The following is a 21714-nucleotide window of genomic DNA, read 5'->3' as shown; positions in this document are numbered from 1 at the left end:
TATTAGTTAACTAACTTTTCTATTTCGGTGACTATATCTTGCACTGTGCGCACAAGCTTAAAGGCATCAGGCTCAATTTTTTTACCTGTGATTTCTCTTAATTTCACAACTAAGTCAACTGCATCAATACTGTCTAAATCAAGATCTTGGTATAGGTTAGCCTCTAAGCTAATATCTTCTGGGTCTATTTCAAATTCGTTTTCTAAAATGCCGTGTAATACATCATAAATTTCAGCAGCGGTTTTCATTTTTCTTCCTACTTTTATATATTAAGAACGTGCTTGTTCAATAAATTTTGCTAAAGAATTAACTGAGGCAAAGTGCGCTTTAGTTTGCTCAGAATTTGCATCTATTTTCACATCAAATTGCTTTTTTATCGCAAGGCCAAGCTCTAACGCATCTATGCTGTCTAGCCCTAGCCCATCTACAAATAAAGCGTCATCGTCTTTAATGTCAGCAGTGGTCATGTCTTCAAGGTCAAGGCTTGAGATAATCAGTTGTTTTATTTGTTCTTTAAATTCGCTCATATATTTTTTAGCTCTTGTGTAAAATAATGTTGTAAATCTTTAGTCAATTGGCGTGATTGCATTGCAGGCATATCGCTGTCGTACTTTGCACAATTAAACTGCTGGCTCGTAAGCCTCATTGTAAAATGCGCCTGATATGGCGCGACTTTATACCAAGGAGTGCCTTTGGTTAAAGTGTTTGGTTTCATTTTAATTAAAAAAGTAGTGATAGGCGCATTACATCTAATTGCAATATTTGCAGCGCCACGTTTAAACTTTAATTTTTTGTGAGGCTCTGTCCGTGTCCCTTCAGGAAATACAATTAAGTTATTACCCGTTTGTAAACTTTGCTCGCACTCTCGTAATAACTCTTGCGGATCATCATTACTTATATAGCCTGTGCTTTTAATAACGCCGCGCACAAAAGGGTTTTTAAATAAATGCGCCTTTACTACGCAATCTGCGTTTTTTATCACCGAAATTAAAACAACAACATCAATTAAAGAAGGATGGTTTGCTAATATCAATTGTCCTTTTAAGCTTTCAATTTGTGCTTTATCGTTAACATGAAACCGAATAGCACCCAGTAAATGCATTAAGCTAACAAACAATTTGAAGCAGTAATGCACTGTTTTTCGAGCTTTAAGCTTTTGTTTAACTGGGTTATTTTCAAATAAACGCTGAGCGGGAAAAATAATAAAGGCTAATACTAAACCACCAATTCCAAAAACTGAAAAGCAAAATGCAGTAGTAATCATTCGCCAAAACAATCCACATAGCCTTTGTGCATTTTTAAGCATGGTACGTAAGCTGCCAATCGTGCTCAAGCGCGTTATGAACAAGTAATATATTGCTGCGCTCATACAAAGCTTTAGCGCATTGGATACTCATTGGTAAGTCGCTTTTTTCCATGCCCGTATTAAATACTTTTTTTAAACTAAAATGAGGTTCGCCTTCTTGCGGGGCTCTGATTATTAAACCAATTGAGTGTGCTATTTGCTGTTCATCAGCGAACTGCACGTAAATGTCAGGGAGGGTTTCATCGGTATGGACTATTAATATATGTTGCTGTTCACTATCAATAAGGCGTACAACGCCATCTACTAGTGCATAAATAAAGCTTTCAGCGCCTGCCGAAATTGCATTTGTAGCACTTGTATTACCCTGTATTATCCCAAAAAGTCCTGAAGCCGCATTATGCACACTTAGCCCAAAACCAGTTGGCGACAAAGGCTGTTCATTTACTACATCAACAAGTAAGTTAGACGTTTTGTGAAAATCGCCGTGGCGAGAAGAGAAAACACTCGGTAAATTAATATAGCTACCTTGAGCACTTACTTGATGGGCACTAAAGAGCGCCATTTTAATAAAAGGAGTCATGCGGCGTCGCTGCATAGCAGGCACCCAACTAAGATTTAATACGGAGGAATCAAACCAATTACTCTCTTTTATTTGTCGCTGTTCAGGCTTTATCCATATAGCGAGTTCTTCAACAACAAATTTCACAGATATACATATTTTATTAATTATAAGGACGAGAATTTTACCGATATTAGCAATAAAAGTAAATAATCATTAAATAAAAGCCAGTAACTAAAATCATTCAGTACTGGCTCATATTACTAAGAAAGTAGAGCAATATTTTTTATATCTATATAGTCAGCCTTACCGCCTACTACATCACTTTCGTTAAGTTGATTTATTAATGGCAAACCGATTTTTTGTTGCTCATCGCTAAGCGGTAAATACGGTAATCTAAATACTGGATTTACTGCACCTGTCATCATCAACGCGGTATTAATAGCAATCGGGTTTGGTTCACAGAACAACCAGTTCATTAATGGTTGTAACGAAGTATTTAGCTCGTTATTTTTAGTATCTATTAATTGGCGAAATAACCCTGGTATTAAGTTAGAAGTAACCGAAATAACACCGTGCGCTTTATGTGTGTGGCGTGCATCGTGACTTTCGTCATCGTTACCCGACCAACATGCAATACCTTGTTGCTCATAATGGGCAATGCGTTCATTGCCGCCACACTCTTTAACACCAATAAAATATTCGTGCTTTGCAAGTGGCTCAATAATATCAGGTGTTAGGTCTTGACCTGTGCGCCCTGCTACGTTGTAAATAAAGGCTGGGCCAATATCTAACACACGCTTAAAGTGCTCTTTAACACCCGCGATTGACGTACGTCCGTAGTACGGGTTAATTTGCAGTGCTGCATCCATACCGCTGGCAAAGCCATATTTAGTTGCTTTAATCGCTTCACGGGTGTTGTTACTACCGGTATTACCAACAATAACCAGTTTGTCGCCATACTTGTTTGCACTGTGCGCTATAAGCATTAAATGCTCTTCCCAGTTCATTAACTGGCCTTCGCCTGTTGTGCCACCGACTACAATGCCATCAACGCCCGCTGCAATTTGTATTGCAACGAGTTCATCGTACTTTGCTAGGTCTATTTCACCATTTGCTAAATATGGCGTTTTAATAGCTGTAATAAGGCTTGCTTGTTTAATTTGCTCTAGGGTGCGCATAAAAATTCATTATTTATAAAACTTGCGCTATTTGTAACATATTTGCCAGTACTTTTGGAGGTGTAAGCGCATATTTAATTATAAAATACCTTGTGTTATTGAGTTTGTTAATTCAAAATTAAATACTGTATACATAAACAGTATTTGTATTTTAACGATACCAGAGGCTTTATGCGTTTATCTGACTACTTAGCAACTCATTTTTATAACACCGATGAACTATGCCAAGCATTAAATATAGATTCAGACATGCTTTTAACTTGGCAAGAGCAAAGTGTTTTCCCCAAACCAAGTTATTGTATTAAAAGTCAACTTAGTTGTAGTTCATATTCAGGTTTGTATGAATGCGAAGAGTATGACGATTACTACCCACGCGGCTGTGTAAATTGGGGGCAAGGTTTAATAAAACAAAAAATAGAATCATCAAGCCATGCTTTTAATTACTTTGCACAACAATACATTGCCATTTTGACTAAATTAGCTCAGCAAGGGTTTGAATTTAATGAAGAGTTATTTGGCTGCGAAATAGACGAGCACTTACAACAAGTCTGGCAACAATTTTTATGCAGTAAATACGGCGTACTTACTCAAAATGGATTAATAGACGAAATAGTCGCTGTTGATATTGGTCGCTTAGTTGTAGACGATATTACCGAACTACGAAGTAAAGCGAGTTTAGACAAAGACGAGCGTTCTTACTTACATCCCGCTATGAAGCTTTTAAACCGTGCACTGAGTCATGGTGCCGATCATGAAAAGCAAAGCACATTACGCACTCGCTACATTGATGCACTTGTTTTAAAGTATGATTTGTCTATTAAATAACATTATATTAAGTTGATTATTTACTATTTTAGGATTATTTTTAGATTAAATGAGATCTATTAACGTAACTATCACGTATCAAACGAGCGAAAATTCGCAATAAAGCACCTTAATAAAGGCACTGACTCAATGACAATGAAAACAAAAATAAGCTTAATTTCTGCTGCACTCACAATTCTTTCTTTTAATACGCTTGCTAAAGCTAACCACGAGAACGTAAGCGATGACGTAGTAAAAACACAGCGCACCGCACTTGCTAAAAACACAATTAATAAAGGTTTTGGCCCTCAATCTCCGCGTAATATTGATAATCATAAAGGCGAGAATACAGTAATATTTTCTGATGCGCCTGCTTCATCACAAATGAACTTATGCAATATCCATTTTCATAAAAATGCAGAACACGCCGGCGGCGAGTTTAGTAAATATGCAGGCAATGGCGATGGTCATGGCTATCAAAGTGGCTATGTATATTCAGGCTCTTTAACTAAAAATGAGAGCAAACCTACAAAAATAAAGATTTGTCCGAGCGAACTCGGCGCACTCTCAGTCGGCGACACTATTGAAGTTCACAATGTACATAGCAGTGCAATGGTTAAACCTGGCCCTACACTGGGTAGTTGTTTGAGTGATTCGATTAAAAATCCGCAACTACGTGTTGAAGCGCAAGTATACGTATTAGTAAACGATGCAAACGCGCTTGATTTTAACGAAATAAGTAACGTGTCATCGGTTAATGGCTATTACCAAGCAGCGAATGCACTTACTAATACTGGTGAAGCAGTTATTTATACCGGCTCTACCACTGGCCCTGGTTACAATGAGGCAGGCTCTCCTTTCCAAGTAACATGGTCAGTTAAACCAAAAGTAGCAAAAGTAGATATAAACAGTGTAGGTAAGTGGTGTGAAAGTAATACCTTTAATGAAGATCATGCTCACGGTGTAAGAAATCTCGTAATAAACCCTGCATTACTCTCTAAAATCAAATAATTAAAATTTAGCCTAATAAAAAATAACCCACTAATTAGTGGGTTGTTTTATTATGACCGTTAAAATGAGTATTACGCTTAATGGGATAAAAATGTCACATTAAATGTATTTAAATCTTCATATGTAATACATGTTTGCTCATTAGTATTAAGCTCAACCACACCACAGTAAGAACCAGTTATAAACACTTGCCCTGCTTTTAAGTTAATTCCCTTTGCTGATAAGTAATTAACAGCCCAATAAAGTGGAAGCTGCGCAAGTTCTGCAGGATGCACACCCGCTAAATTTAACTCCAGCTCAGTTTGCTTAACGTTTATATTTACAGTACTTGCGTTATACGCTTTGGCTTTATCTATTTGTGGACCTAAATACACGCCTTGATTAGATAAACCATCAGCCAGCTTTTCAATGTGAGTGCATGGAGTGTCTTCATCAAATCTTTTTTGAATAAGCTCAAGTGCCAAGTGGGCGCTGGCAAATGCAGTATCCACGTCTTCATTTGTATAGGTATTATTACTCGGTAAATCGCTTTGTAAAATAAATGCAATTTCTGGTTCAATAAGCGCTTTATTGTTTGTTGTATACAGTGGGCAATTTTCAGCTTGTTTTATAGGTGCATGTAAAAGAGGCGCTAATATAATTGAGCCATCATCTAAAGGCAGCATACACTTCCAGCCATATACAGTTTGATCATTCAAATAAATCATCAACTTTTGTACTTCTATCGCATCGTCAGTCGAGTCTAGTACTAACTCTTTGGGAAAGTTTGAACGCGCTGGGTTCTCTTCTCTTTGTGCTAATAAATGAGTAGCAATTAGTTTTAGCTGTATTGAGTTGTTCACATAAATCTCTTTAAAATACATTACTGGTTAAGCAGTAAATAGGAAGGATTACATTATTCATATATTAGTTTAGGCATTGGAACATCATGTTAAATGCCTCTAGTTAAAATTGTATTTAAAACAAAGCGTGGTAATTATTTAAGTATCAACAGATTTAAGCGAGCGCAAAAACAGCCCTAAGCCACCAAACGCTAAAATTATAATAACAATCAAATCAAACGACGTCATAGTTCGCATACTAAATCGAACACTCGATATAACGCCAAATATTAGTGCTGTTAACGAGCCAAGCGATAGCACCCAGCCTAAAATGTTTTTAGAATTATAAAAAATTAGGCCCACACCAAAAATAAACGGGATCATAACCATGCCGCCTGTAACGCCAAAGCCACCTAAAGCATTAACACTATAAATGCGAGAACTTAGTCCAAAATTAGAAGTCACCGAAATTGCGTTTAGCAGCATATAAAAGCCACCGCACATCATAATTAAACCAATAAAAAAATGCCCAATACCACCAGAGCTTCCACCCGCACCTTTCATTATTAATTATTCCTTTTATATTTTTAACTTAATCGTTTTAAATGGTAATTGCTCAACTATTAACATTGGCCGCAATCAACATAATCAATCAGTGCACACGCGAAAGCACTTATCGCGTAATTACATGCCAAATAACATAAAACCAAGATAAAAAACCATGCAAAATTGCCCATAACACAGACTCGTTAGCACTCCATGAAATAGCAATTGCTAGAGCTGTACCAAAAGAGACTCCATATTTTACTATCTCATTTCTTGAGTTTCTCATTAATTATATTCCTAATTTTTAACTTATTAGCTACTTGATTTGCTTACTAAAACTGAAAGCTCTTTACCATCAATATTAATACTTGCTTCTTTGCCTAGTTCAACAACTAAAGAGGGAGCCATGTGCTTTCCACCTAGCTTCATGTCAGTTGCTAAGCTAACAGAAGAATCATCAATTTGCATTAGTAAGAGCAAAACCATATGAATTATCAACTAAAACAGGTGGGCCAAGTAGATTTTCTATTATCATAAAATTTGGCGTTCACTACAAAACTATCTTAGATTTCGACACACTACGAATTCATAAAAAGAGTCCTATTAGGTTGCATTGATATATTGGGGAAGTTGAGTATTTTAGAGGCAGGTTAGAGTGAAAAAATAAAAAGGTGATGTAAGTTAACAGCACCTATTTGAGTATTTACTTTATTACATGTAATTTAGCTAAGTATTTTAATACATACCATAATAAGCACTATAAAAATAATTTAACCAATTGATTTATATACATCGATACTACTATTGGTTAAAAGCCCAGTAACTTGCATACCAAACGCTTTAAAGTGTGGCTCGTTTTTATGCGCTTCAAAGTGTTCGTCAGACGCCCACTGTTCGCTAACAACGTAATCGGTATGTTCATCATCACTTTTTACCGATAGTTCATAACGTAAGCACCCTACTTCTTGGCGCGATGACTTTTGTAAGTTTTCAAGTGCTGTAAGCATCACATCTGCATCAATATTTTTGCACGACAGTGCCGCTATAACCGTTAACATGTGTATTCCTTTTTAAAAGTTAAGGTGTAGATAATCTACACCTTAAAATATTTAGTTTAACTTTGCGTTTGAGGTAAGTTTACTGATCCCACTGCGGCGCAAAGTCTGGTGTTGCTTGGCGGTCGCCACAGTCTAGGCCATCAATGCGGGCTATGTCTTCATCATCTAATTTAACGTGGTCGTTAAAGTTATCTTCTAAATTTTTGCGCTTAGTTGATGATGGAATTGTCGTCATACCGCTGGCGTTAACCCATGCTAAAACAACTTGTGCTGGACTTGCATCGTGCTTTTTAGCAATGTCGATAATGGTTTGATCTTTAAGTACTTTGCCTACTACAAATGGCATGTACGCCGTTACGTGTATATCGTGCTGAGCACAAAACGCACGCAATCTAGTATTAGTTAAATATGGGTGAACCTCAACCTGATTGGTAAATATTTCACGCGAGTCGAGTGTTTGCATTGCTTCATTTAAGTTTGCAATGGTGAAGTTTGATACACCAATGTGCTTAGTTAAACCAAGCTGCTTCGCTTTTAGTAATTCAGTGAGGTATTCACTCATTGGCTCGTCGTTAGCAGGCGATGGCCAATGAATTAGCAGTAAGTCGACCGAATCAACTTGTAGCTTTTCAAGTGACTTTTTAACGCTTGGAATAAAGTCGCTTTTATTTAATTTGTTATTCCATACTTTGGTAGTTAAAAATATTTCACTGCGCGGAATATTACTGTCTTTTATGGCTTGACCTACTTGCTCTTCGTTGCCATAAATTTGTGCGGTATCAATATGGCGAAACCCAACTTCGAGCGCCATTTTTACTGAGTTATAGGCCGTGTCGCCCTCTAAGCGGAATGTTCCCATACCTAGTTCTGGCATTTCTATTACACGTTTTGTCATGGTTTATCCTTATAAAATAATCGGTTAAAAACAAGCTCTTTTAAAGCTTTACGAAATACACCTTTTACTTCTTATTGCGACTGTCACTTAAAAATCTATGACCTTATAACAGGTATGAGGTCATTAATTTTAGTTTCAAGGTTAGGGTCTGTTAATCTTTAGAGATTACATTTGCAGCAGTGTATTTGGTATTTAGGCAAGGCAGAGCCTATGCAGTGTGGTTGCTCCACATAAGTAGGCGATAACGCAGCATAAATGCCAAATACGCGCTGCCTGTAGGTTCTTCCTAGGGTGGATTTACTCTTTGTACCTCGATTTTTACTTAGCCCACTAGGTTACAAACCTCGCTCCGTGATTAAATCCTCCCTAGATTGAACAAATTTAATCCTAAAAGGTCAACAGACCCTGCTAAGACTTTATGCTTGCTGAATTTCACGTTTATCAAGCATACCGCTGTAGCGTGTAACACCGAGGGCTAAAACAGAGATAACAGCGCCTATCCATGCTGTGTCTTGCAGGGTCATGCTCTCTACTACGCTACCACCAATAATTGAGCCAAGTGCAATACCAATATTAAATGCGGCTATGTTTAAACCTGATGCAACATCTACCGCATTTGGCGTGTGCTTTTGTGCTTGCTTTACTACATAAAGTTGCAAGCCTGGCACATTACCAAAAGCAAATGCGCCCCAGACTAAAATAGTAAGTACAGCAGCAATTTTTGATTCCATCGTAAAAGTAAATATCAGTAAAATAATACTCAAAGCGCTGAATATAATGCTCAGTGCGCTAATTGGGCCGCGTTTGTCGGCCATCTTTCCACCCCAAATATTACCTACCGCTACCGATACGCCGTAAACAAGCATTATTAAGGCAATAGCCGAAGGCGCAAAGCCTGTTTGTTGCTCTAAAATAGGTGCTAAATAAGTAAACGCTGTAAACGTGCCGCCGTAGCCCAATATCGTCATTAAATACACGAGTAATAAACGCGGTTTTACGATTACTTGTAGTTGCTCTTTAAACGTGGCTGGTATTGATTGTTTTAAGTTTTTTGGCACTAAAATAGAGCTGCCGATTAATGCAATTAAACCTAATACCGACACAACTAAAAACGTTGCACGCCAACCAAAGTGTTGTCCAATCCATGTACCCAGTGGCACACCAGTTACGAGTGCTACAGTAAGCCCGGTAAACATAATGGCAATTGCACTGGCTTCTTTGTCTTTGCTTACTAGACTTGTGGCAATCATCGATCCGATTGAAAAAAACACACCATGGGCAAGCCCCGTTAAAATGCGCGCAAGTATTAATGTTTCGTAACTTGGCGCTTGCCAAGCAAGTAAGTTACCCAATACAAACAAGCCCATTAAGCTTATTAAGACCACTTTACGATTCCAACGACCCGTTAAAGCTGTTAGCACCGGTGCACCAATAGCAACGCCAACCGCATATAAACTTACAAGCAAACCCGCTGAAGGTAGGCTTACGCCTAAGTCGTTTGCAATGGTTGGTACTAACCCCACTATTACAAACTCAGTTGTTCCTATTGCAAATGCGCTTAAGGTAAGCGCCCACAAAGCCAATGGCATAGTTATATCCTCATTAATATATGAAGAATATAGTTTGGCTAAAATATCGTTTGCAAAAAATAGCATTAGTGACAAAATACTTTTGTTAATAATGCAAAGATGGTGTTGGTATATTTATGGCTGTTCATTCAAGAACTGAAGATTTAGAAACGTTTATAACGGTAGTCGATTGCGGAAGCTTTTCGGGGGCGGCTAATTTGCTCGATCAACAAGTGGCTAAAGTGTCGCGAGCTGTATCACGCCTTGAAAATACACTGCAATGCACTTTGCTAAACAGAACAACACGCCGATTAGAGCTTACTGAAGAAGGCCATACTTTTATAAAATATGCGCGCGAAGGATTAAATACGCTTTATACCGGTGAAGAAGCCATAAAGCTTTTAAAACAAGCGCCAAGTGGCAAGCTGCGAATAGATGCGGCAAGCCCTTTTGTATTGCACCAACTTACGCCTTTAATTGGCGAATTTGCTAAGCAATACCCGCACATAACGCTTGATATAACCTCGCACGATAGCATTATTGATTTACTTGAACATAAAACCGACCTAGCCATACGCATTGGTGATTTAAAGGACTCAAACCTACATGCTCGTAAGTTAGGCCATAGTAAACTGCGTATAGTCGCAAGCCCTGAGTATTTAAAAAGTAACCCTAAAATTAATGCTATAAATGATTTAACCAGCCATAAATTAATTGGTTTTACCGACTCACCTAAACTTAATAGCTGGCCGTTAATTCAACCTTTAAAACTAAGCTATTCGCTGAGCGCGAGTAGCGGAGAGACAGTACGACAATTATGTTTAGTAGGGCAAGGCATTGCTTTACTCTCGGATTTTATGATTGGAAATGACATAAATGAAAAGCGACTTATTGAATTACTACCCAATGCGGTTATGAGGCCAAATAATCGTGAAATTATACAAGCGGTTTATTATAAAAACAGCGCAGTTTCGTCTCGTATTGTCGCTTTTTTAGATTTTATAAAACCAAAACTAACTTTGTGATCTTTTAAAATAGAAATAATAAAGGTAATAAATTAATCATCGAGTGTTATTTGATAACCAACATAAATAACCATGGCTCTCATCCTCATCTCTCTCCATGATATAAACTGCGTTTGCCTAGTTATGTACGCTTCCCAATCGTTACTAGGAAATAAATTAAATTGTTTTTCATCCGTTATTTCAAAACCGCCTCCGGCCAATAAACTATCAAAATCATTATACTTTGTATGTGAGCTAATAAAGTCAGGTGTCATTAGTTTATTAAGCGGTATTTGATTATCTTTCACTATTGTTTTTATATTATTTACTAACTTATTAATGTCTGCCACTGTTGACTCCTGTTAACTGACTAATTTTAACAAACATTTCTTAAAAACTTGAAATTATTAAACTAATTTAGCTCGGTATAACCAAACTTTAATCAGAGAGTAAATTTATATTAGTCTAATAACGCTTTAATCATAAAGTTAAATTATTCGTATTTAGAGTAAAACTAAGCATCTAAAACAATATTAGTTTTGATGCTCATATTGACCTCGATAAATTTCAAAAACTTTTAATACCGTATGCTGTTCTTTAGATAAATTATCAAACCAATCGTCAAACAATTCATCATTGTCTTGCTCACTGAGTGCCATATATTGTGCCAATAACTCAACAATGTCGTTGTGGTTACAACTTAAAGGATTAAGTTGATGTGCTAAGGCACTATGGTCACGCTCTCTTAGGGTATCCATAACCCCTTGATCTATTTTTTCTTGTTGTTGTACTGCGTCGCTCATACATTACCTCTGTGATCAACTGTAAATGCGGTTTTAACGTTTTTATTAGCTTAAATATAGTTATAACAGCCTAAACGCTAATAGCCAGCATTTTTAATCTAAGTGCTTATTTTTTGATTTATTTGCACAAATAGCCATCAAACTGGTGCTTTTCACTGCTTTTAAAACTATTTGCAAAGCACAAAAAAATGCGTTAAATTAAATGATATATTATCACATATCATTTACTGAGGCGCATTATGAAACCAAATATTCACCCTGACTACCAAGTAGTTGCTTTTCACGACACCGCTGCCGACTCTTATTTTATTATCGGTTCAACAATTAAAACCAACCGCACTGTTGAGGTAGACGGTAAAACTTATCCGTATGTGCCTATTGATGTGTCGAGTGATTCACACCCTTTCTATACAGGTAAGCAAAAAACCGTAACCACAGATGGTCGTGTTGCACAGTTTAATCGTCGATTTAAAGGTGTTTCAACGAGTAAAAAAGAGGAAAAATAATGAAGGTACTTAGCTCACTCAAAAGTGCAAAACAGCGCGCTGGTTGTCAGATAGTTAAACGCAAAGGCCGTGTATTTGTTATCTGTAAAAGCAACCCTCGCTTTAAAGCCGTTCAAGGGATGAAAAAGAAGTAATCTCAGCGGGGTATTAATACATAATTAGGTAGCTTATTTAAGCTACCTAATTTTAGGACGTTACTATTTTACAATGACTGAAAATTCAGGCATGGCCTGAATTACTTTTTTAACAGTACACGTATTAACAGCAGCTATAAGGGCTTTTTTATATTTTTCAGGAAAACCCTCTGGTAGGTTAATTTCAATAGCAAATAACTTTTTACCATTGTCATCAACGTTTTCATTGTTTTGCGTTAGCGTCATTCCTTGTGTAGAAATATCACGTTGTTCACAAAATTTTCGTGCGTAAAACCCTGCGCATAGCACCATGCTCACTAAAAAATAGTCAAAAGGTTCAGGGTGTTCGGCACTCCCACCCGCAGCAATACTTTGATCGCTTATCACTTCTAAATCGCCAAATTTTGCACTTTGCTTTTGGCCTTCTAACATTGAAACTGAAATTTCCATTGTTATTCCTTATATAACCTAAATGTTGGTTAAAATATTTACTAATACATAATTTTTTAGTTTGAGCCTAGATTACGAACCAAACAATAATTCAAAAAAGCCTGGTGGCTCATGTAGTTTGTGATATTTTTTACGTAAATCATCTATATTTTTTAATGATGCTTTCGCCCCTGCGAGCCCTTGTTTATTAGCCGCATTTTTAGCAAGCTCAGCCTGAGCAATTACTTTATCAAGGCCTTGTAATGACTGTTCGGGCTCTTTATAAAATTTGGCTGTTTTACTTACTTTTGCCAGCTTAATAAACTTATCGATTGCGATATTAAATTCTACTAGATCAGTTGCTTGTACTGCTTGTTTATAAGCAAGGCCTGTGTTTTTCATGTTTATTTCGAGATCAACAGGCTGATCAGCAAATGCTAATGAGCTAAATAACAATGTGAAAAATATATAAAAAGACTTCATGAACAACCTTACTAAGTTAAAAACATACAGATTGTATCAAGGATAGAAAAGAAAGTAACTCGGGTAGTGAAATGGCTTAAAACTAACTGTAAAGCCCCTTTACAGTTAGTTTTATATTTAAATCGTTAAAAATATTTACTGCAGGTTGCTCAACCACACGCTTTGATATGGCTCGAGTTCAATATTTAACTGCCCTTCTTCTATTGTGTTTACTGCAACTAAATCGAACCATTGCTGCGTATTAATTAGGTTTAAATCGGCTAGTATTAAGGTTTGTGCTTTATCGCTTATATTATAAACACAAAATATACTTTGCTTTCGATCGATGCTTTGTCGCCAAAAACCAAATAATCCCCCCGCTAAATGCAGCGTAAACTGCGTGGCATTAGGATGAAACGCACTTTGCTTTTTACGTACACCCAATAACGCTTTAATACCGTTAAATACTTTATGATGATGGCTGTATTTTTCACCAATCGCTGCTAACAATTTTGACTCTTGCCAACGATGACGATTAATGGCTCTGTTGTGTTGAGAGTTTTCAAAACGCTCGTAATCGTTTGTTGTGCCAAGTAAACTATGGATATAAAGCCCTGGTATTCCCTCAAGTGCAAACATAATTGCGTGTGCACACATAAACCGTTCAAGGCCAAATTTGTCTGGGCCGTTATGTGTTCCTTGTAGCGCATCGAATAATGCAATGTTTAGCTCATATGGGGTATGTGTGCCGTCATTACTGGTACGCATTGAAACACGCCCACCAAATTGCATCGTTGTGCTTACGAGTGAAGCCACTTCGCTAGGTTCTAATAAACCCTCAATTGGCCTAAGCCCAATTCCGTCATGCGATGCTATAAAGTTAAAGTAGGCTGTGCCGTTTTGCGCCGGCGGCATACTCATCATCCAGTGTTTAAGTGCTGTGCTATCACCACTTAACAAAGTGTGTAGCAATAATGGTGGCAGTGCAAAGTTGTAAATCGCATGCGCTTCATTGGCGTTACCAAAATACGATAGGTTTTCTTGATTTGGGATATTGGTTTCGGTAATTATGACCACACTTGGCTCTACATGCTCAATAAGCGTGCGCATTAGCCTTACGGCTTCATGTGTTTGTGGTAAGTTAATACAATTTGTATTTAGTTGCTTCCATAAAAAAGCAACTGCATCGAGTCTAAATAAGCGCACACCGTTGTCTAAATAATGCCGAATTATGCCCACAAACTCTTTAAGTACATCAGGATTGCCAAAATCAAAATCAACCTGATCGTGACTAAACGTGCACCATACGTGTTTTTCGCCGCTTGGCGTTGTTACTGTATTCAATAACGATGAGGTACGCGGGCGTACAACTTGGCTTAAATCATCAGTTAAGCTTGCCGTTTTAAAGTAATCTTTACCTGGGTGTAAATCGTTTAAAAAATTCTCAAACCATACGCTTCTGCTTGAGCAATGGTTAATTACTAAATCAGCCATTAGCTTTACATCTTTGGCTATGTTTTGAATATCCCCCCAATCCCCTAGCGATTCGTTAACTTGCACGTAGTTCATTACTGCAAAGCCTTCGTCTGAGCTGTACGGGTAAAATGGTAATATATGCAGCGCATTAAGTTGCATATCGCATTGATCTTTTATAAATCGGTGTAGTGTTTTGAGCGGAGCTTCCATTGGGCTTGATACCGCAAAATCACTATTATCATGCTTAATAATTGAATCGCCATAAGCTATCAATACTATATCTTGTTCATCCCACCTGTTTGTATGCGGTGTCGGGTCGCGCAGTGGACTGCTGCCTAAAATAATCTTAACCAATTGCTGAGCAAGCTCAGCAATTGATAAGGGCAGTTCAACATCCTCATAAATTATTCGAAGATGTTGCTCTACCCGCTGTAAAAATAGTTCGTTAACTGTGCTCACATGCGCCCCTTTTATTTTTTAGTTACTTAGCCTGAACATTTATTTTTTAGGTTGGCTATATTCTTTGTTATCTAACTCCACTGCTTCTTTTAAGCGCTCAAATACATCTGGCATTGCTGACACAACACGGTTCCAACTTGGTACAAATGGCGCTTCCATTGGGTTATCTAAAAATTGCTGCCCTGCATTCATAATATTTTGTGCAAACATTTCTACTGCTTTTTCTTCTTGATGCACATCAAGCGTTAAGCCATTCATTATTGCATCATTATGGTAGGTTTCTATAAAATCTAAACCAATACGGTAATACGTTGCTTTGAGTGAGCGAATAGTTTCACTGGTAAAAGTAACGCCTTGTGTTGCTAGCTTTCTAAATAAAGCTTTGGTTATATCAATCGACATCTTAGATAACCCAGCACTTTGATCATCAAGTGATAGTGCTTGGTGTTTGTGATCGTAGTTATCGGCGATATCTACTTGGCACAAACGATTATGTGAATAATTACGATACATTTCACTTAGTACGCCAATTTCTAATCCCCAATCACTTGGGATGCGAATGTCGTTTAATACATCACGTCTGAACGAAAACTCACCTGCTAATGGGTATCTAAATGAGTCCATGTATTCCAAATAGTCGCGGTTACCTAATATAGTTTTGAATGAACGCAGTAGTGGCGTTACTAATAAGCGTGATACACGGCCGTTAATTTTTCCGTTTGCTGTACGCGGGTAAAAGCCTTTACAAAATTCATAGTTAAAACGCGGATGCGCAACAGGGTAAATTAAGCGAGCAAGTAGGCTTCTGTCATAGGTTAAAATATCGCAATCATGCAGCGCGATAGATTCTACTTCTGCTGTTGCTAGCTTATAACCCATGCAGTACCAAACATTTCGGCCTTTTCCAAGCTCTCTTGGCGCTACGCCTAGCTCTTGTAATTCTTTATCAAGAGCTTGTAAGCGCGGGCCGTCGTTCCAAAGTACTTTGTGGTTTTGATTTAACTGTTTAAAAAAACCAAGTGCGTGGCGATACTGTGCTTCGTCAGCTCTATCTAGGCCAATAGTAATTTGCGATAAATACGGTACTTCACGCAACTCGCTAACTATATTTTGCAGCGCAGGGCCTTCTAACTCGCTAAATAACGATGGTAATATAAGCCCCATTGGACGCTGCTTACTAAACCCGATTAATTCTTTTTCTAGCTCTTCAATTGGTCGGTCAGCTATATTGTGTAATGTAGTAATTACGCCATTTTGGTAAAAATCAGCCATGAGATGTTTGCTCCTCAGTAATACTTAAAATACTGTTAATACAAGGTAGTGATGTTATTTCTTCAATCCAACCTAATGGTGCTGGCGATTGTGAATAGCGTGCCTTGTTATGTGACAATTTAACCGGTTTTTTGCTCGCCGGATTTGCAATAATAATGGCAATATTGGCTTGCTCTAACATTTGCTTATCGTTATCGCTATCGCCCAATGCTATGACTGTGAGAGGCTTTCTAAAGTGATGGGTAAACTGCTTAACTAACCACTGCTGTGCAGCGCTTTTGTCTGTATTTTTGGCAATATGAATAAAGCGCCCTCCTACTTTTATGTCGTAACCAAGCGCTTTAACATCTTCGACAAAGGTATTTAGTAAGTCATCATTGCCATACCAATAAAGTGGATCTGAGTAGTCTCGCGTTTGCGCACGCCTTGCTTGTTCGTCACTCAACCCTGTTAACTCAGAGATTTGTTCACCGGTTAAGTTACTAAATAATTTATAATGCGCTTTGTATTTAGAATCGAGCGACTCTAAATCACTTAATAAACGCGACAAAGGCTTAGCTAATACAAAACACCAATAAGCGCCAACTTTTTTACAACCAATCGGTTTAAGTTCAAAGTAGTGATCGGGTATATAAACTGCAGCGCCATTTTCAACAATAAAAGGCTGTTGGATGTTTAACTCGTTTTTAATTTCAACCACTTCGCAAAATGTTTTACTGGTATTAAACACCACCGGGATATGTGCGTTTTGTAACTGTTGCAATAACACACTCACATTACTGGTGTTGTAATCGCTATGATCGAGTAAAGTGCCATCTAAATCGGTAAAAATAATTGGCTGAAGGGTGTCATCGCTAATTAAATGCATCCCACTTATATCGCGATTAGCATCAAGCTCAATCAGTGCGTTTGCTTTACTGCTCAAAGTATTTAAATTTTCGCGTGTAATACGCTCAAAATGAGAAATAAACCACACTAACTGCGCATTAGTCATCGTGCCTGATCCTGCACCTTCTTTAGCAATTAGTTTTTGCTCTTGCTCTTGTCTCCATGTAAATACATCACTAAAGCTTGGCGCTTTAAGCATTACGGTGTAATCAATTTTATTAAAGATTGCTTTATACTCATTGGCTAAACAACTGTTTATACAACGACGCCACACGCCCTCCTTATCATGAAGCTGCTCCAACTCATTAAGCGGTTCACTCAATGAAAATAATGGTTGCGGCTCACTGCCTACACACCATCCTTCTAAAATAACAATATCGACAGGCGTTGAATTAGCTAACCATTCATTTTGAGAAACGCAATCATCAATGTGTTTATTAAAGCGTGGTAATGGCACATTTATATCACCTGCTAATAGCTGCGAAATAGTGCTATTCATCAACTCCGTGTCATGAGTACCTGGTACACCACGAGTTGCAAATAGTGGATGAACATCCTCAGCAAGTTGTTTACGCGCTTGCTTAGCTAAATAAAAATCGTCAATAGATAATGCGACACTGTTAAGGGATGTGTTTTTAGAAAACCACGTGACTAAAAAATCAGCGAGTGTTGTTTTCCCTGATCCTTGGCATCCATTTATGGCAACAAAAATAGGAGTATTTGTTTTTTTAGATTCGAGGATGTCATGCGCGAGTGGAACAAAGTATTGCTCACTCAAATATTGATACTTTAAAGGCAGTTGGTGCTTTGCTAAAAACGGGGTTATATCCACAATATTGGCCTCTGACATAGTAACTCCTTGCATACAATACGTTCTGAAGGAGTAAATGCAGATACTAGACCAATATTTTTTTTGTATATTTTTTAATAGGTTAAAAAAATAGCGCATTTAAAATGCGCTATTATGGTGCAAACTAATTAGTTAATGTTCAAAATTAAGCCTCTACAGGCTCTGCTTTAGGTAATATTAAGTTAAGTACGATACCTAAGATGGCGCATAAACTTACGCCCTCTAAACTAAATTGGCTACCACCAACATGCATTCCTCCAATACCGCACACTAAAATAAGGGCAACAATGCTTAAGTTGCGCGGCGCAGTTAAATCATCTCCCGACTTAACCAGTGTATTTAGGCCAACAACGGCAATAGAACCAAAAAGTAGAATCATAATACCGCCCATTACAGGTACCGGTATTGTTTGCAGCCCAGCCCCCATTTTAGCGATAAACGCTAAAGCAATAGCAATAATGGCCGTCCACATCATTACTTTTGGATTAAAGTTTTTGGTAAGCATTACTGCCCCCGTTACTTCTGAGTAAGTAGTGTTAGGCGGGCCACCAAATAATGACGCGGCTGATGTAGCTAAGCCGTCACCAAACAAAGTACGGTGCAAGCCAGGCTTTTTCAAAAAGTCTTTGTTGGTTACTTGGCTAATCGCCATCATATCGCCAATGTGTTCAATGGCTGGCGCAATAGCCACAGGCACCATAAACAAAATAGCTTGCCATTTAAATTCTGGCCATGTGAAGTTAGGCACAGCGAACCATTGTGCATTACTAACTGCGTCAAATTGCACAACACCTAAAATAAGCGATAAGCCATAACCCGCTACAACCCCTGCCAGAATAGGAATAAGTTTAAATACGCCCCTTCCCCATACTGCAAAAACAAGCGTTACTAATAACGAAAACATCGAAATAAAAATAGCGTTATTGTAATCAATAATTTGAAGACTGCCGTCGCCACTTTTACCCATCGCCATATTTACAGCAACAGGTGCAAGGGCTAAACCAATAACCATAATTACGGGGCCTACAACCACAGGTGGTAAAATTTTATGAAGCGTTGCTACGCCTTTAAATTTTACTAATAAGCTCAACAGCATATATGCAAAACCAGCCGCCATTAAGCCCCCCATTGTCGCGGGCACACCCCACATTTGCACGGCAGCAATAATAGGTGCAATAAAAGCAAATGAAGAGGCTAAAAATATAGGCACTTGACCTTTAGTCACTATCTGAAACAGCAAAGTACCAAACCCTGCTGTAAACAATGCCACACTCGGATCGAGCCCTGTTAATAGCGGCACAAGCACCAATGCACCAAATGCTACAAACAGCATTTGTGCACCCGTTAAAATGGTTTTTATAGAAAATGTGGCGTTATTTTGCACTGAACACTCCTAAACTGTACCGAATATTTTGTCGCCCGCATCACCTAAACCGGGCACTATGTACCCTTTTTCGTTCAGGTGGCTGTCTACTGATGCAGTAAATATTTCTACGTCTGGGTGAGCCTCAAGTGTTTTTGCAACGCCCTCCGGTGCTGCTACAAGTATAATAACTTTAATTTCTTTACAGCCTGCTTTTTTAAGCATGTCGATAGTGGCAATCATTGAGCCACCGGTTGCAAGCATTGGGTCAATTACTAGGCTCAAACGCTCGTCAATATTACCTACTAACTTTTCAAAATAAGGGATTGGCTCTAGCGTTTCTTCGTTACGTTGAAGACCTACAACACTAACCTTAGCGGCTGGTAGTAATTGCATTACACCGTCCATCATACCAAGGCCTGCACGTAAAATAGGCACTACTGTAATTTTTTTACCTTTAATGTGCTGCACATTTAATTTATTGCCGTCCCAACTGGTAATTTCATTATCTTCAAGTGGAAGGTTTTTAGTAGCTTCGTAGGTTAATAATGTGCCTACTTCAGAGCACAGTTCACGAAAGCTTTTAGTGCTAATGCCATATGCGCGCATTAAACCAAGTTTATGTTGAACAAGAGGATGAGTAATAACGTGAATAGCCATGATAAAAACCTACAGAGACAATAATTAGCGGTATTTTATATTAAAAAAGGTCATTTGACCTGTAATTTTAAAGGGATTTTCATATGCTGTGCAAAAATCTATTGCTTTGCTTGATATTTATGCAAGTGGCTAACACAGTCTGTTTATTAAATATTAGCTGCTAACCAGTTATTTACTTGCTTAAGCATATAGCTATTTATTTTTTGATGTTCAGGACTCCAGCCAACTAAAAACCGATAAAAGTCAGCCCATGCCGCAGGCCATAAAACGAGCCAATCGTCAGCTATTTTACCTGCTGGTGCTGTAGGGTGATAAATATTAATAGCAGCCTTTAAATTATCAAAATAGTACACAAGGTAATCCTCAGCCCATTCGTGTAATTGTGCATCACTTAAGCAACTGGTCATAAAATACATTACATCAATTATCCCACTACCTGCACCTATATACTGAAAATCATAACCGAGTATTTTATCGCGCTCATTTGCTGCAAAGTTAGCAAGTTTTGCATCGCCATGAATCAGCGTTTTATACGTACAACTTTGTAGTTCCTCATCTATTTTATGTACAAAATTTTTAATATCGGACTTTTCATTCGCGTTTGTTTTTAATTTATTAAACTCATCTGGCCGCGTACTTAAATGCCAATAATTGCCTTGCCGCCACAAGCCGTCAACAGGTTTGTTTAGGTTAAATGCATGAAAGTGCGCAAGCCACTTTAATATAGCTTTTATATGTTCGCTTTTCGCTTGAGTAAACCCATGCTTGGTAAAGTCTTTAAACACCAGCGCGTATTCATCATCTTTATTAATTGCGCTTATACATTCAATACTTTGCGCATGTACTGGTAAATGCTGGCTATAAAGCTTATAAAAAGTGTATTCAACGCTATAGGAATGCTGCTTTCTTTTAAGTGCAAATTCGCTTTGTTTAATTTTTGGATGGTTTATATAGCTAGGTATTTTAATCGCTTTAATAACACATGCCTCATCATCAAGCTGGCACTGCACAATACTGCCACAGCCACTCCAAAGGGATGTTAACGTATCGCCAATTTCAATGTGCTTAAAATGAGGTTGTAATAAAGGAATGTAAAATGCCATGGTAAAAATATCTACTCGACTGTTTTTCTTAGTTTAACGCAGGCCCTTACCTTAAATATAGCCCAAGGAATATAATGACTCCCATCTTAATTATATAAATGAATAAACATTTCAAGAAAAATATTAACTAGGAACAACAGGTATAAAAATATAGACACTAATATCAGTATGAACTACAATGAAAAAATATTAATGATAAGGATATCTTGGTGTATGAAAGAATTAATTCAAAAAACTTCTTCTATGAATAAAGCTTTAATTTTGGACGTTTGAGCAAAGTAGGTTCCGGTGTACATTTTCTCTATAAAGTTTTTTTTCAAGATCAGAAAGAAGCAAACGAGCTATATAAAGCAATTCTACCCTCTCTCAAAAGGACAATAACTGTTCAAGGTTATACTTCAGAAGAAAGTCAAGTTCTTATTGAAATCCTGATTAAATCAGCTCCTTTCGGTGCGAAAAGAAGAAACTTCAAAAGAAAGTATTTTAGTAACTCTATTGATTGGAAAAAACTGCCTGAAAACCCAGAAAAAATTCCTTATGGATACTGGTATTAAAT

General features: G+C 37.7%; 28 protein-coding genes. 6 read left to right on the top strand and 22 right to left on the bottom strand.

Annotation, left to right across the window (positions count from 1 at the left end; all coding sequences use genetic code 11):
- Positions 1 to 2: 2 nt before the first annotated feature.
- From D172_RS19315 to dapA, 5 genes are all read right to left on the bottom strand, one after another.
- Entirely contained in the window at positions 3 to 248 is a 246-nt protein-coding gene (locus D172_RS19315) for an acyl carrier protein (RefSeq protein WP_002958648.1), read from the bottom strand.
- Positions 249 to 269: 21 nt separating this feature from the next.
- A complete protein-coding gene (locus D172_RS19310) occupies positions 270 to 527 on the bottom strand; it encodes a phosphopantetheine-binding protein (protein WP_007378683.1) in 258 nt (85 codons plus the stop codon).
- The gene (locus D172_RS19305) at positions 524 to 1264 is read right to left on the bottom strand and encodes a lysophospholipid acyltransferase family protein (RefSeq protein WP_007378682.1); all 741 of its coding nucleotides are present in this window, start codon (positions 1262 to 1264) and stop codon (positions 524 to 526) included. Before D172_RS19305 ends, D172_RS19310 begins: the two co-directional genes overlap by 4 nt.
- A gap of 34 nt (positions 1265 to 1298) precedes the next feature.
- Complete coding sequence (locus D172_RS19300) at positions 1299 to 2012, bottom strand: beta-ketoacyl synthase chain length factor (RefSeq protein WP_205986674.1); 714 nt, start codon at positions 2010 to 2012, stop codon at positions 1299 to 1301.
- Positions 2013 to 2128: 116 nt separating this feature from the next.
- Complete coding sequence (dapA, locus tag D172_RS19295) at positions 2129 to 3046, bottom strand: 4-hydroxy-tetrahydrodipicolinate synthase (RefSeq protein WP_007378680.1); 918 nt, start codon at positions 3044 to 3046, stop codon at positions 2129 to 2131.
- Positions 3047 to 3217: 171 nt separating this feature from the next.
- Here dapA and D172_RS19290 point away from each other — a divergent pair, with 171 nt between their 5' ends.
- Together D172_RS19290 and D172_RS19285 are read left to right on the top strand one after the other, a co-directional pair.
- Positions 3218 to 3871, top strand: a complete 654-nt coding sequence (locus tag D172_RS19290) for a DUF6058 family natural product biosynthesis protein (RefSeq protein WP_007378679.1) — start codon at positions 3218 to 3220, stop codon at positions 3869 to 3871.
- Between the two features lie 135 nt (positions 3872 to 4006).
- A complete protein-coding gene (locus D172_RS19285; RefSeq protein WP_033023845.1) occupies positions 4007 to 4861 on the top strand; it encodes a delta-class carbonic anhydrase in 855 nt (284 codons plus the stop codon).
- Between the two features lie 77 nt (positions 4862 to 4938).
- Here D172_RS19285 and D172_RS19280 read toward each other — a convergent pair whose 3' ends face one another.
- From D172_RS19280 to D172_RS19255, 7 genes are all read right to left on the bottom strand, one after another.
- Positions 4939 to 5703: a hypothetical protein gene (locus D172_RS19280; protein ID WP_007378677.1), complete on the bottom strand. Its 765-nt coding sequence runs from the start codon at positions 5701 to 5703 to the stop codon at positions 4939 to 4941.
- 138 nt (positions 5704 to 5841) lie between these two features.
- Positions 5842 to 6246 carry a hypothetical protein gene (locus tag D172_RS19275; RefSeq protein ID WP_007378676.1) on the bottom strand — a complete coding sequence of 135 codons (405 nt, stop codon included), beginning with the start codon at positions 6244 to 6246 and terminating at the stop codon, positions 5842 to 5844.
- A 109-nt stretch (positions 6247 to 6355) separates the two neighbouring features.
- Positions 6356 to 6514, bottom strand: coding sequence for a hypothetical protein (locus tag D172_RS21615; protein ID WP_007378675.1), 159 nt, complete (start codon positions 6512 to 6514; stop codon positions 6356 to 6358).
- Positions 6515 to 6540: 26 nt separating this feature from the next.
- Positions 6541 to 6696 carry a hypothetical protein gene (locus tag D172_RS21610; protein ID WP_007378674.1) on the bottom strand — a complete coding sequence of 52 codons (156 nt, stop codon included), beginning with the start codon at positions 6694 to 6696 and terminating at the stop codon, positions 6541 to 6543.
- A 302-nt stretch (positions 6697 to 6998) separates the two neighbouring features.
- The gene (locus tag D172_RS19265; RefSeq protein ID WP_007378673.1) at positions 6999 to 7286 is read right to left on the bottom strand and encodes a putative quinol monooxygenase; all 288 of its coding nucleotides are present in this window, start codon (positions 7284 to 7286) and stop codon (positions 6999 to 7001) included.
- A gap of 79 nt (positions 7287 to 7365) precedes the next feature.
- The gene (dkgB, locus tag D172_RS19260) at positions 7366 to 8181 is read right to left on the bottom strand and encodes a 2,5-didehydrogluconate reductase DkgB (protein WP_007378672.1); all 816 of its coding nucleotides are present in this window, start codon (positions 8179 to 8181) and stop codon (positions 7366 to 7368) included.
- A gap of 416 nt (positions 8182 to 8597) precedes the next feature.
- Positions 8598 to 9770 carry an MFS transporter gene (locus D172_RS19255; protein WP_007378866.1) on the bottom strand — a complete coding sequence of 391 codons (1173 nt, stop codon included), beginning with the start codon at positions 9768 to 9770 and terminating at the stop codon, positions 8598 to 8600.
- Positions 9771 to 9886: 116 nt separating this feature from the next.
- Between D172_RS19255 and D172_RS19250 the strand changes: the two genes are divergently transcribed.
- Positions 9887 to 10774 (top strand): LysR family transcriptional regulator, encoded by an 888-nt coding sequence (locus D172_RS19250; RefSeq protein WP_007378867.1) that lies wholly within the window; start codon positions 9887 to 9889, stop codon positions 10772 to 10774.
- 32 nt (positions 10775 to 10806) lie between these two features.
- On the opposite strand, the gene D172_RS19245 is transcribed toward D172_RS19250, so the two are convergent.
- Together D172_RS19245 and D172_RS19240 are read right to left on the bottom strand one after the other, a co-directional pair.
- Positions 10807 to 11103, bottom strand: coding sequence for a hypothetical protein (locus D172_RS19245; RefSeq protein WP_007378868.1), 297 nt, complete (start codon positions 11101 to 11103; stop codon positions 10807 to 10809).
- A 183-nt stretch (positions 11104 to 11286) separates the two neighbouring features.
- Entirely contained in the window at positions 11287 to 11556 is a 270-nt protein-coding gene (locus D172_RS19240) for a hypothetical protein (RefSeq protein WP_007378869.1), read from the bottom strand.
- 239 nt (positions 11557 to 11795) lie between these two features.
- On the opposite strand from D172_RS19240, the gene D172_RS19235 reads away from it, so the two are divergent.
- Both D172_RS19235 and ykgO read left to right on the top strand, forming a co-directional pair.
- Positions 11796 to 12062, top strand: coding sequence for a type B 50S ribosomal protein L31 (locus D172_RS19235; RefSeq protein ID WP_007378870.1), 267 nt, complete (start codon positions 11796 to 11798; stop codon positions 12060 to 12062).
- Complete coding sequence (ykgO, locus tag D172_RS19230) at positions 12062 to 12196, top strand: type B 50S ribosomal protein L36 (RefSeq protein ID WP_007378871.1); 135 nt, start codon at positions 12062 to 12064, stop codon at positions 12194 to 12196. The genes D172_RS19235 and ykgO overlap by 1 nt, the downstream gene beginning before the upstream one ends.
- A gap of 63 nt (positions 12197 to 12259) precedes the next feature.
- Here the strand turns inward: ykgO and D172_RS19225 are convergent, their stop codons facing one another.
- The 8 genes from D172_RS19225 to D172_RS19190 all read right to left on the bottom strand — a co-directional run bounded on the left by D172_RS19225 (position 12260) and on the right by D172_RS19190 (position 21158).
- Positions 12260 to 12646 (bottom strand): OsmC family protein, encoded by a 387-nt coding sequence (locus D172_RS19225; RefSeq protein WP_007378872.1) that lies wholly within the window; start codon positions 12644 to 12646, stop codon positions 12260 to 12262.
- Positions 12647 to 12718: 72 nt separating this feature from the next.
- The gene (locus D172_RS19220) at positions 12719 to 13108 is read right to left on the bottom strand and encodes a cytochrome b562 (protein ID WP_007378873.1); all 390 of its coding nucleotides are present in this window, start codon (positions 13106 to 13108) and stop codon (positions 12719 to 12721) included.
- 135 nt (positions 13109 to 13243) lie between these two features.
- Positions 13244 to 15022, bottom strand: coding sequence for a sugar phosphorylase (locus tag D172_RS19215; protein ID WP_007378874.1), 1779 nt, complete (start codon positions 15020 to 15022; stop codon positions 13244 to 13246).
- A 39-nt stretch (positions 15023 to 15061) separates the two neighbouring features.
- Positions 15062 to 16294, bottom strand: a complete 1233-nt coding sequence (locus D172_RS19210; RefSeq protein WP_007378875.1) for a hypothetical protein — start codon at positions 16292 to 16294, stop codon at positions 15062 to 15064.
- On the bottom strand, positions 16287 to 18032 hold the full coding sequence (locus D172_RS19205) for an HAD-IIB family hydrolase (protein WP_007378876.1): 1746 nt from the start codon (positions 18030 to 18032) through the stop codon (positions 16287 to 16289). Before D172_RS19205 ends, D172_RS19210 begins: the two co-directional genes overlap by 8 nt.
- 145 nt (positions 18033 to 18177) lie before the next feature.
- Entirely contained in the window at positions 18178 to 19416 is a 1239-nt protein-coding gene (locus D172_RS19200; protein WP_007378877.1) for a uracil-xanthine permease family protein, read from the bottom strand.
- A gap of 9 nt (positions 19417 to 19425) precedes the next feature.
- Positions 19426 to 20055, bottom strand: a complete 630-nt coding sequence (gene upp / locus D172_RS19195; RefSeq protein WP_007378878.1) for a uracil phosphoribosyltransferase — start codon at positions 20053 to 20055, stop codon at positions 19426 to 19428.
- A 146-nt stretch (positions 20056 to 20201) separates the two neighbouring features.
- Positions 20202 to 21158 carry a phosphotransferase gene (locus D172_RS19190; RefSeq protein ID WP_007378879.1) on the bottom strand — a complete coding sequence of 319 codons (957 nt, stop codon included), beginning with the start codon at positions 21156 to 21158 and terminating at the stop codon, positions 20202 to 20204.
- Between the two features lie 269 nt (positions 21159 to 21427).
- On the opposite strand from D172_RS19190, the gene D172_RS19185 reads away from it, so the two are divergent.
- Positions 21428 to 21712, top strand: coding sequence for a hypothetical protein (locus D172_RS19185; RefSeq protein ID WP_033023871.1), 285 nt, complete (start codon positions 21428 to 21430; stop codon positions 21710 to 21712).
- The last annotated feature ends 2 nt before the right edge of the window (positions 21713 to 21714 follow it).

Origin of the sequence: Pseudoalteromonas sp. Bsw20308 (genome assembly GCF_000310105.2) — a bacterium.
Taxonomy (GTDB): Bacteria; Pseudomonadota; Gammaproteobacteria; order Enterobacterales; family Alteromonadaceae; genus Pseudoalteromonas; species Pseudoalteromonas fuliginea.
This window is presented reverse-complemented; position numbering and strand designations above follow the sequence as displayed.

Bases quoted from the DNA above. Each gene is read 5' to 3' on its own strand.
- D172_RS19315 (WP_002958648.1), bottom strand. From the start codon at position 248: ATGAAAACCGCTGCTGAAATTTATGATGTATTACACGGCATTTTAGAA.
- D172_RS19240 (WP_007378869.1), bottom strand. From the start codon at position 11,556: ATGAGCGACGCAGTACAACAACAAGAAAAAATAGATCAAGGGGTTATG.
- D172_RS21615 (WP_007378675.1), bottom strand. From the start codon at position 6,514: ATGAGAAACTCAAGAAATGAGATAGTAAAATATGGAGTCTCTTTTGGT.
- D172_RS19290 (WP_007378679.1), top strand. From the start codon at position 3,218: ATGCGTTTATCTGACTACTTAGCAACTCATTTTTATAACACCGATGAA.
- D172_RS19265 (WP_007378673.1), bottom strand. From the start codon at position 7,286: ATGTTAACGGTTATAGCGGCACTGTCGTGCAAAAATATTGATGCAGAT.
- D172_RS21610 (WP_007378674.1), bottom strand. From the start codon at position 6,696: ATGCAAATTGATGATTCTTCTGTTAGCTTAGCAACTGACATGAAGCTA.
- D172_RS19250 (WP_007378867.1), top strand. From the start codon at position 9,887: ATGGCTGTTCATTCAAGAACTGAAGATTTAGAAACGTTTATAACGGTA.
- D172_RS19225 (WP_007378872.1), bottom strand. From the start codon at position 12,646: ATGGAAATTTCAGTTTCAATGTTAGAAGGCCAAAAGCAAAGTGCAAAA.
- D172_RS19190 (WP_007378879.1), bottom strand. From the start codon at position 21,158: ATGGCATTTTACATTCCTTTATTACAACCTCATTTTAAGCACATTGAA.
- dapA (WP_007378680.1), bottom strand. From the start codon at position 3,046: ATGCGCACCCTAGAGCAAATTAAACAAGCAAGCCTTATTACAGCTATT.
- dkgB (WP_007378672.1), bottom strand. From the start codon at position 8,181: ATGACAAAACGTGTAATAGAAATGCCAGAACTAGGTATGGGAACATTC.
- D172_RS19310 (WP_007378683.1), bottom strand. From the start codon at position 527: ATGAGCGAATTTAAAGAACAAATAAAACAACTGATTATCTCAAGCCTT.
- upp (WP_007378878.1), bottom strand. From the start codon at position 20,055: ATGGCTATTCACGTTATTACTCATCCTCTTGTTCAACATAAACTTGGT.
- D172_RS19210 (WP_007378875.1), bottom strand. From the start codon at position 16,294: ATGGCTGATTTTTACCAAAATGGCGTAATTACTACATTACACAATATA.
- D172_RS19305 (WP_007378682.1), bottom strand. From the start codon at position 1,264: ATGATTACTACTGCATTTTGCTTTTCAGTTTTTGGAATTGGTGGTTTA.
- D172_RS19220 (WP_007378873.1), bottom strand. From the start codon at position 13,108: ATGAAGTCTTTTTATATATTTTTCACATTGTTATTTAGCTCATTAGCA.
- D172_RS19235 (WP_007378870.1), top strand. From the start codon at position 11,796: ATGAAACCAAATATTCACCCTGACTACCAAGTAGTTGCTTTTCACGAC.
- D172_RS19285 (WP_033023845.1), top strand. From the start codon at position 4,007: ATGAAAACAAAAATAAGCTTAATTTCTGCTGCACTCACAATTCTTTCT.
- D172_RS19205 (WP_007378876.1), bottom strand. From the start codon at position 18,032: ATGTCAGAGGCCAATATTGTGGATATAACCCCGTTTTTAGCAAAGCAC.
- D172_RS19275 (WP_007378676.1), bottom strand. From the start codon at position 6,246: ATGAAAGGTGCGGGTGGAAGCTCTGGTGGTATTGGGCATTTTTTTATT.
- ykgO (WP_007378871.1), top strand. From the start codon at position 12,062: ATGAAGGTACTTAGCTCACTCAAAAGTGCAAAACAGCGCGCTGGTTGT.
- D172_RS19255 (WP_007378866.1), bottom strand. From the start codon at position 9,770: ATGCCATTGGCTTTGTGGGCGCTTACCTTAAGCGCATTTGCAATAGGA.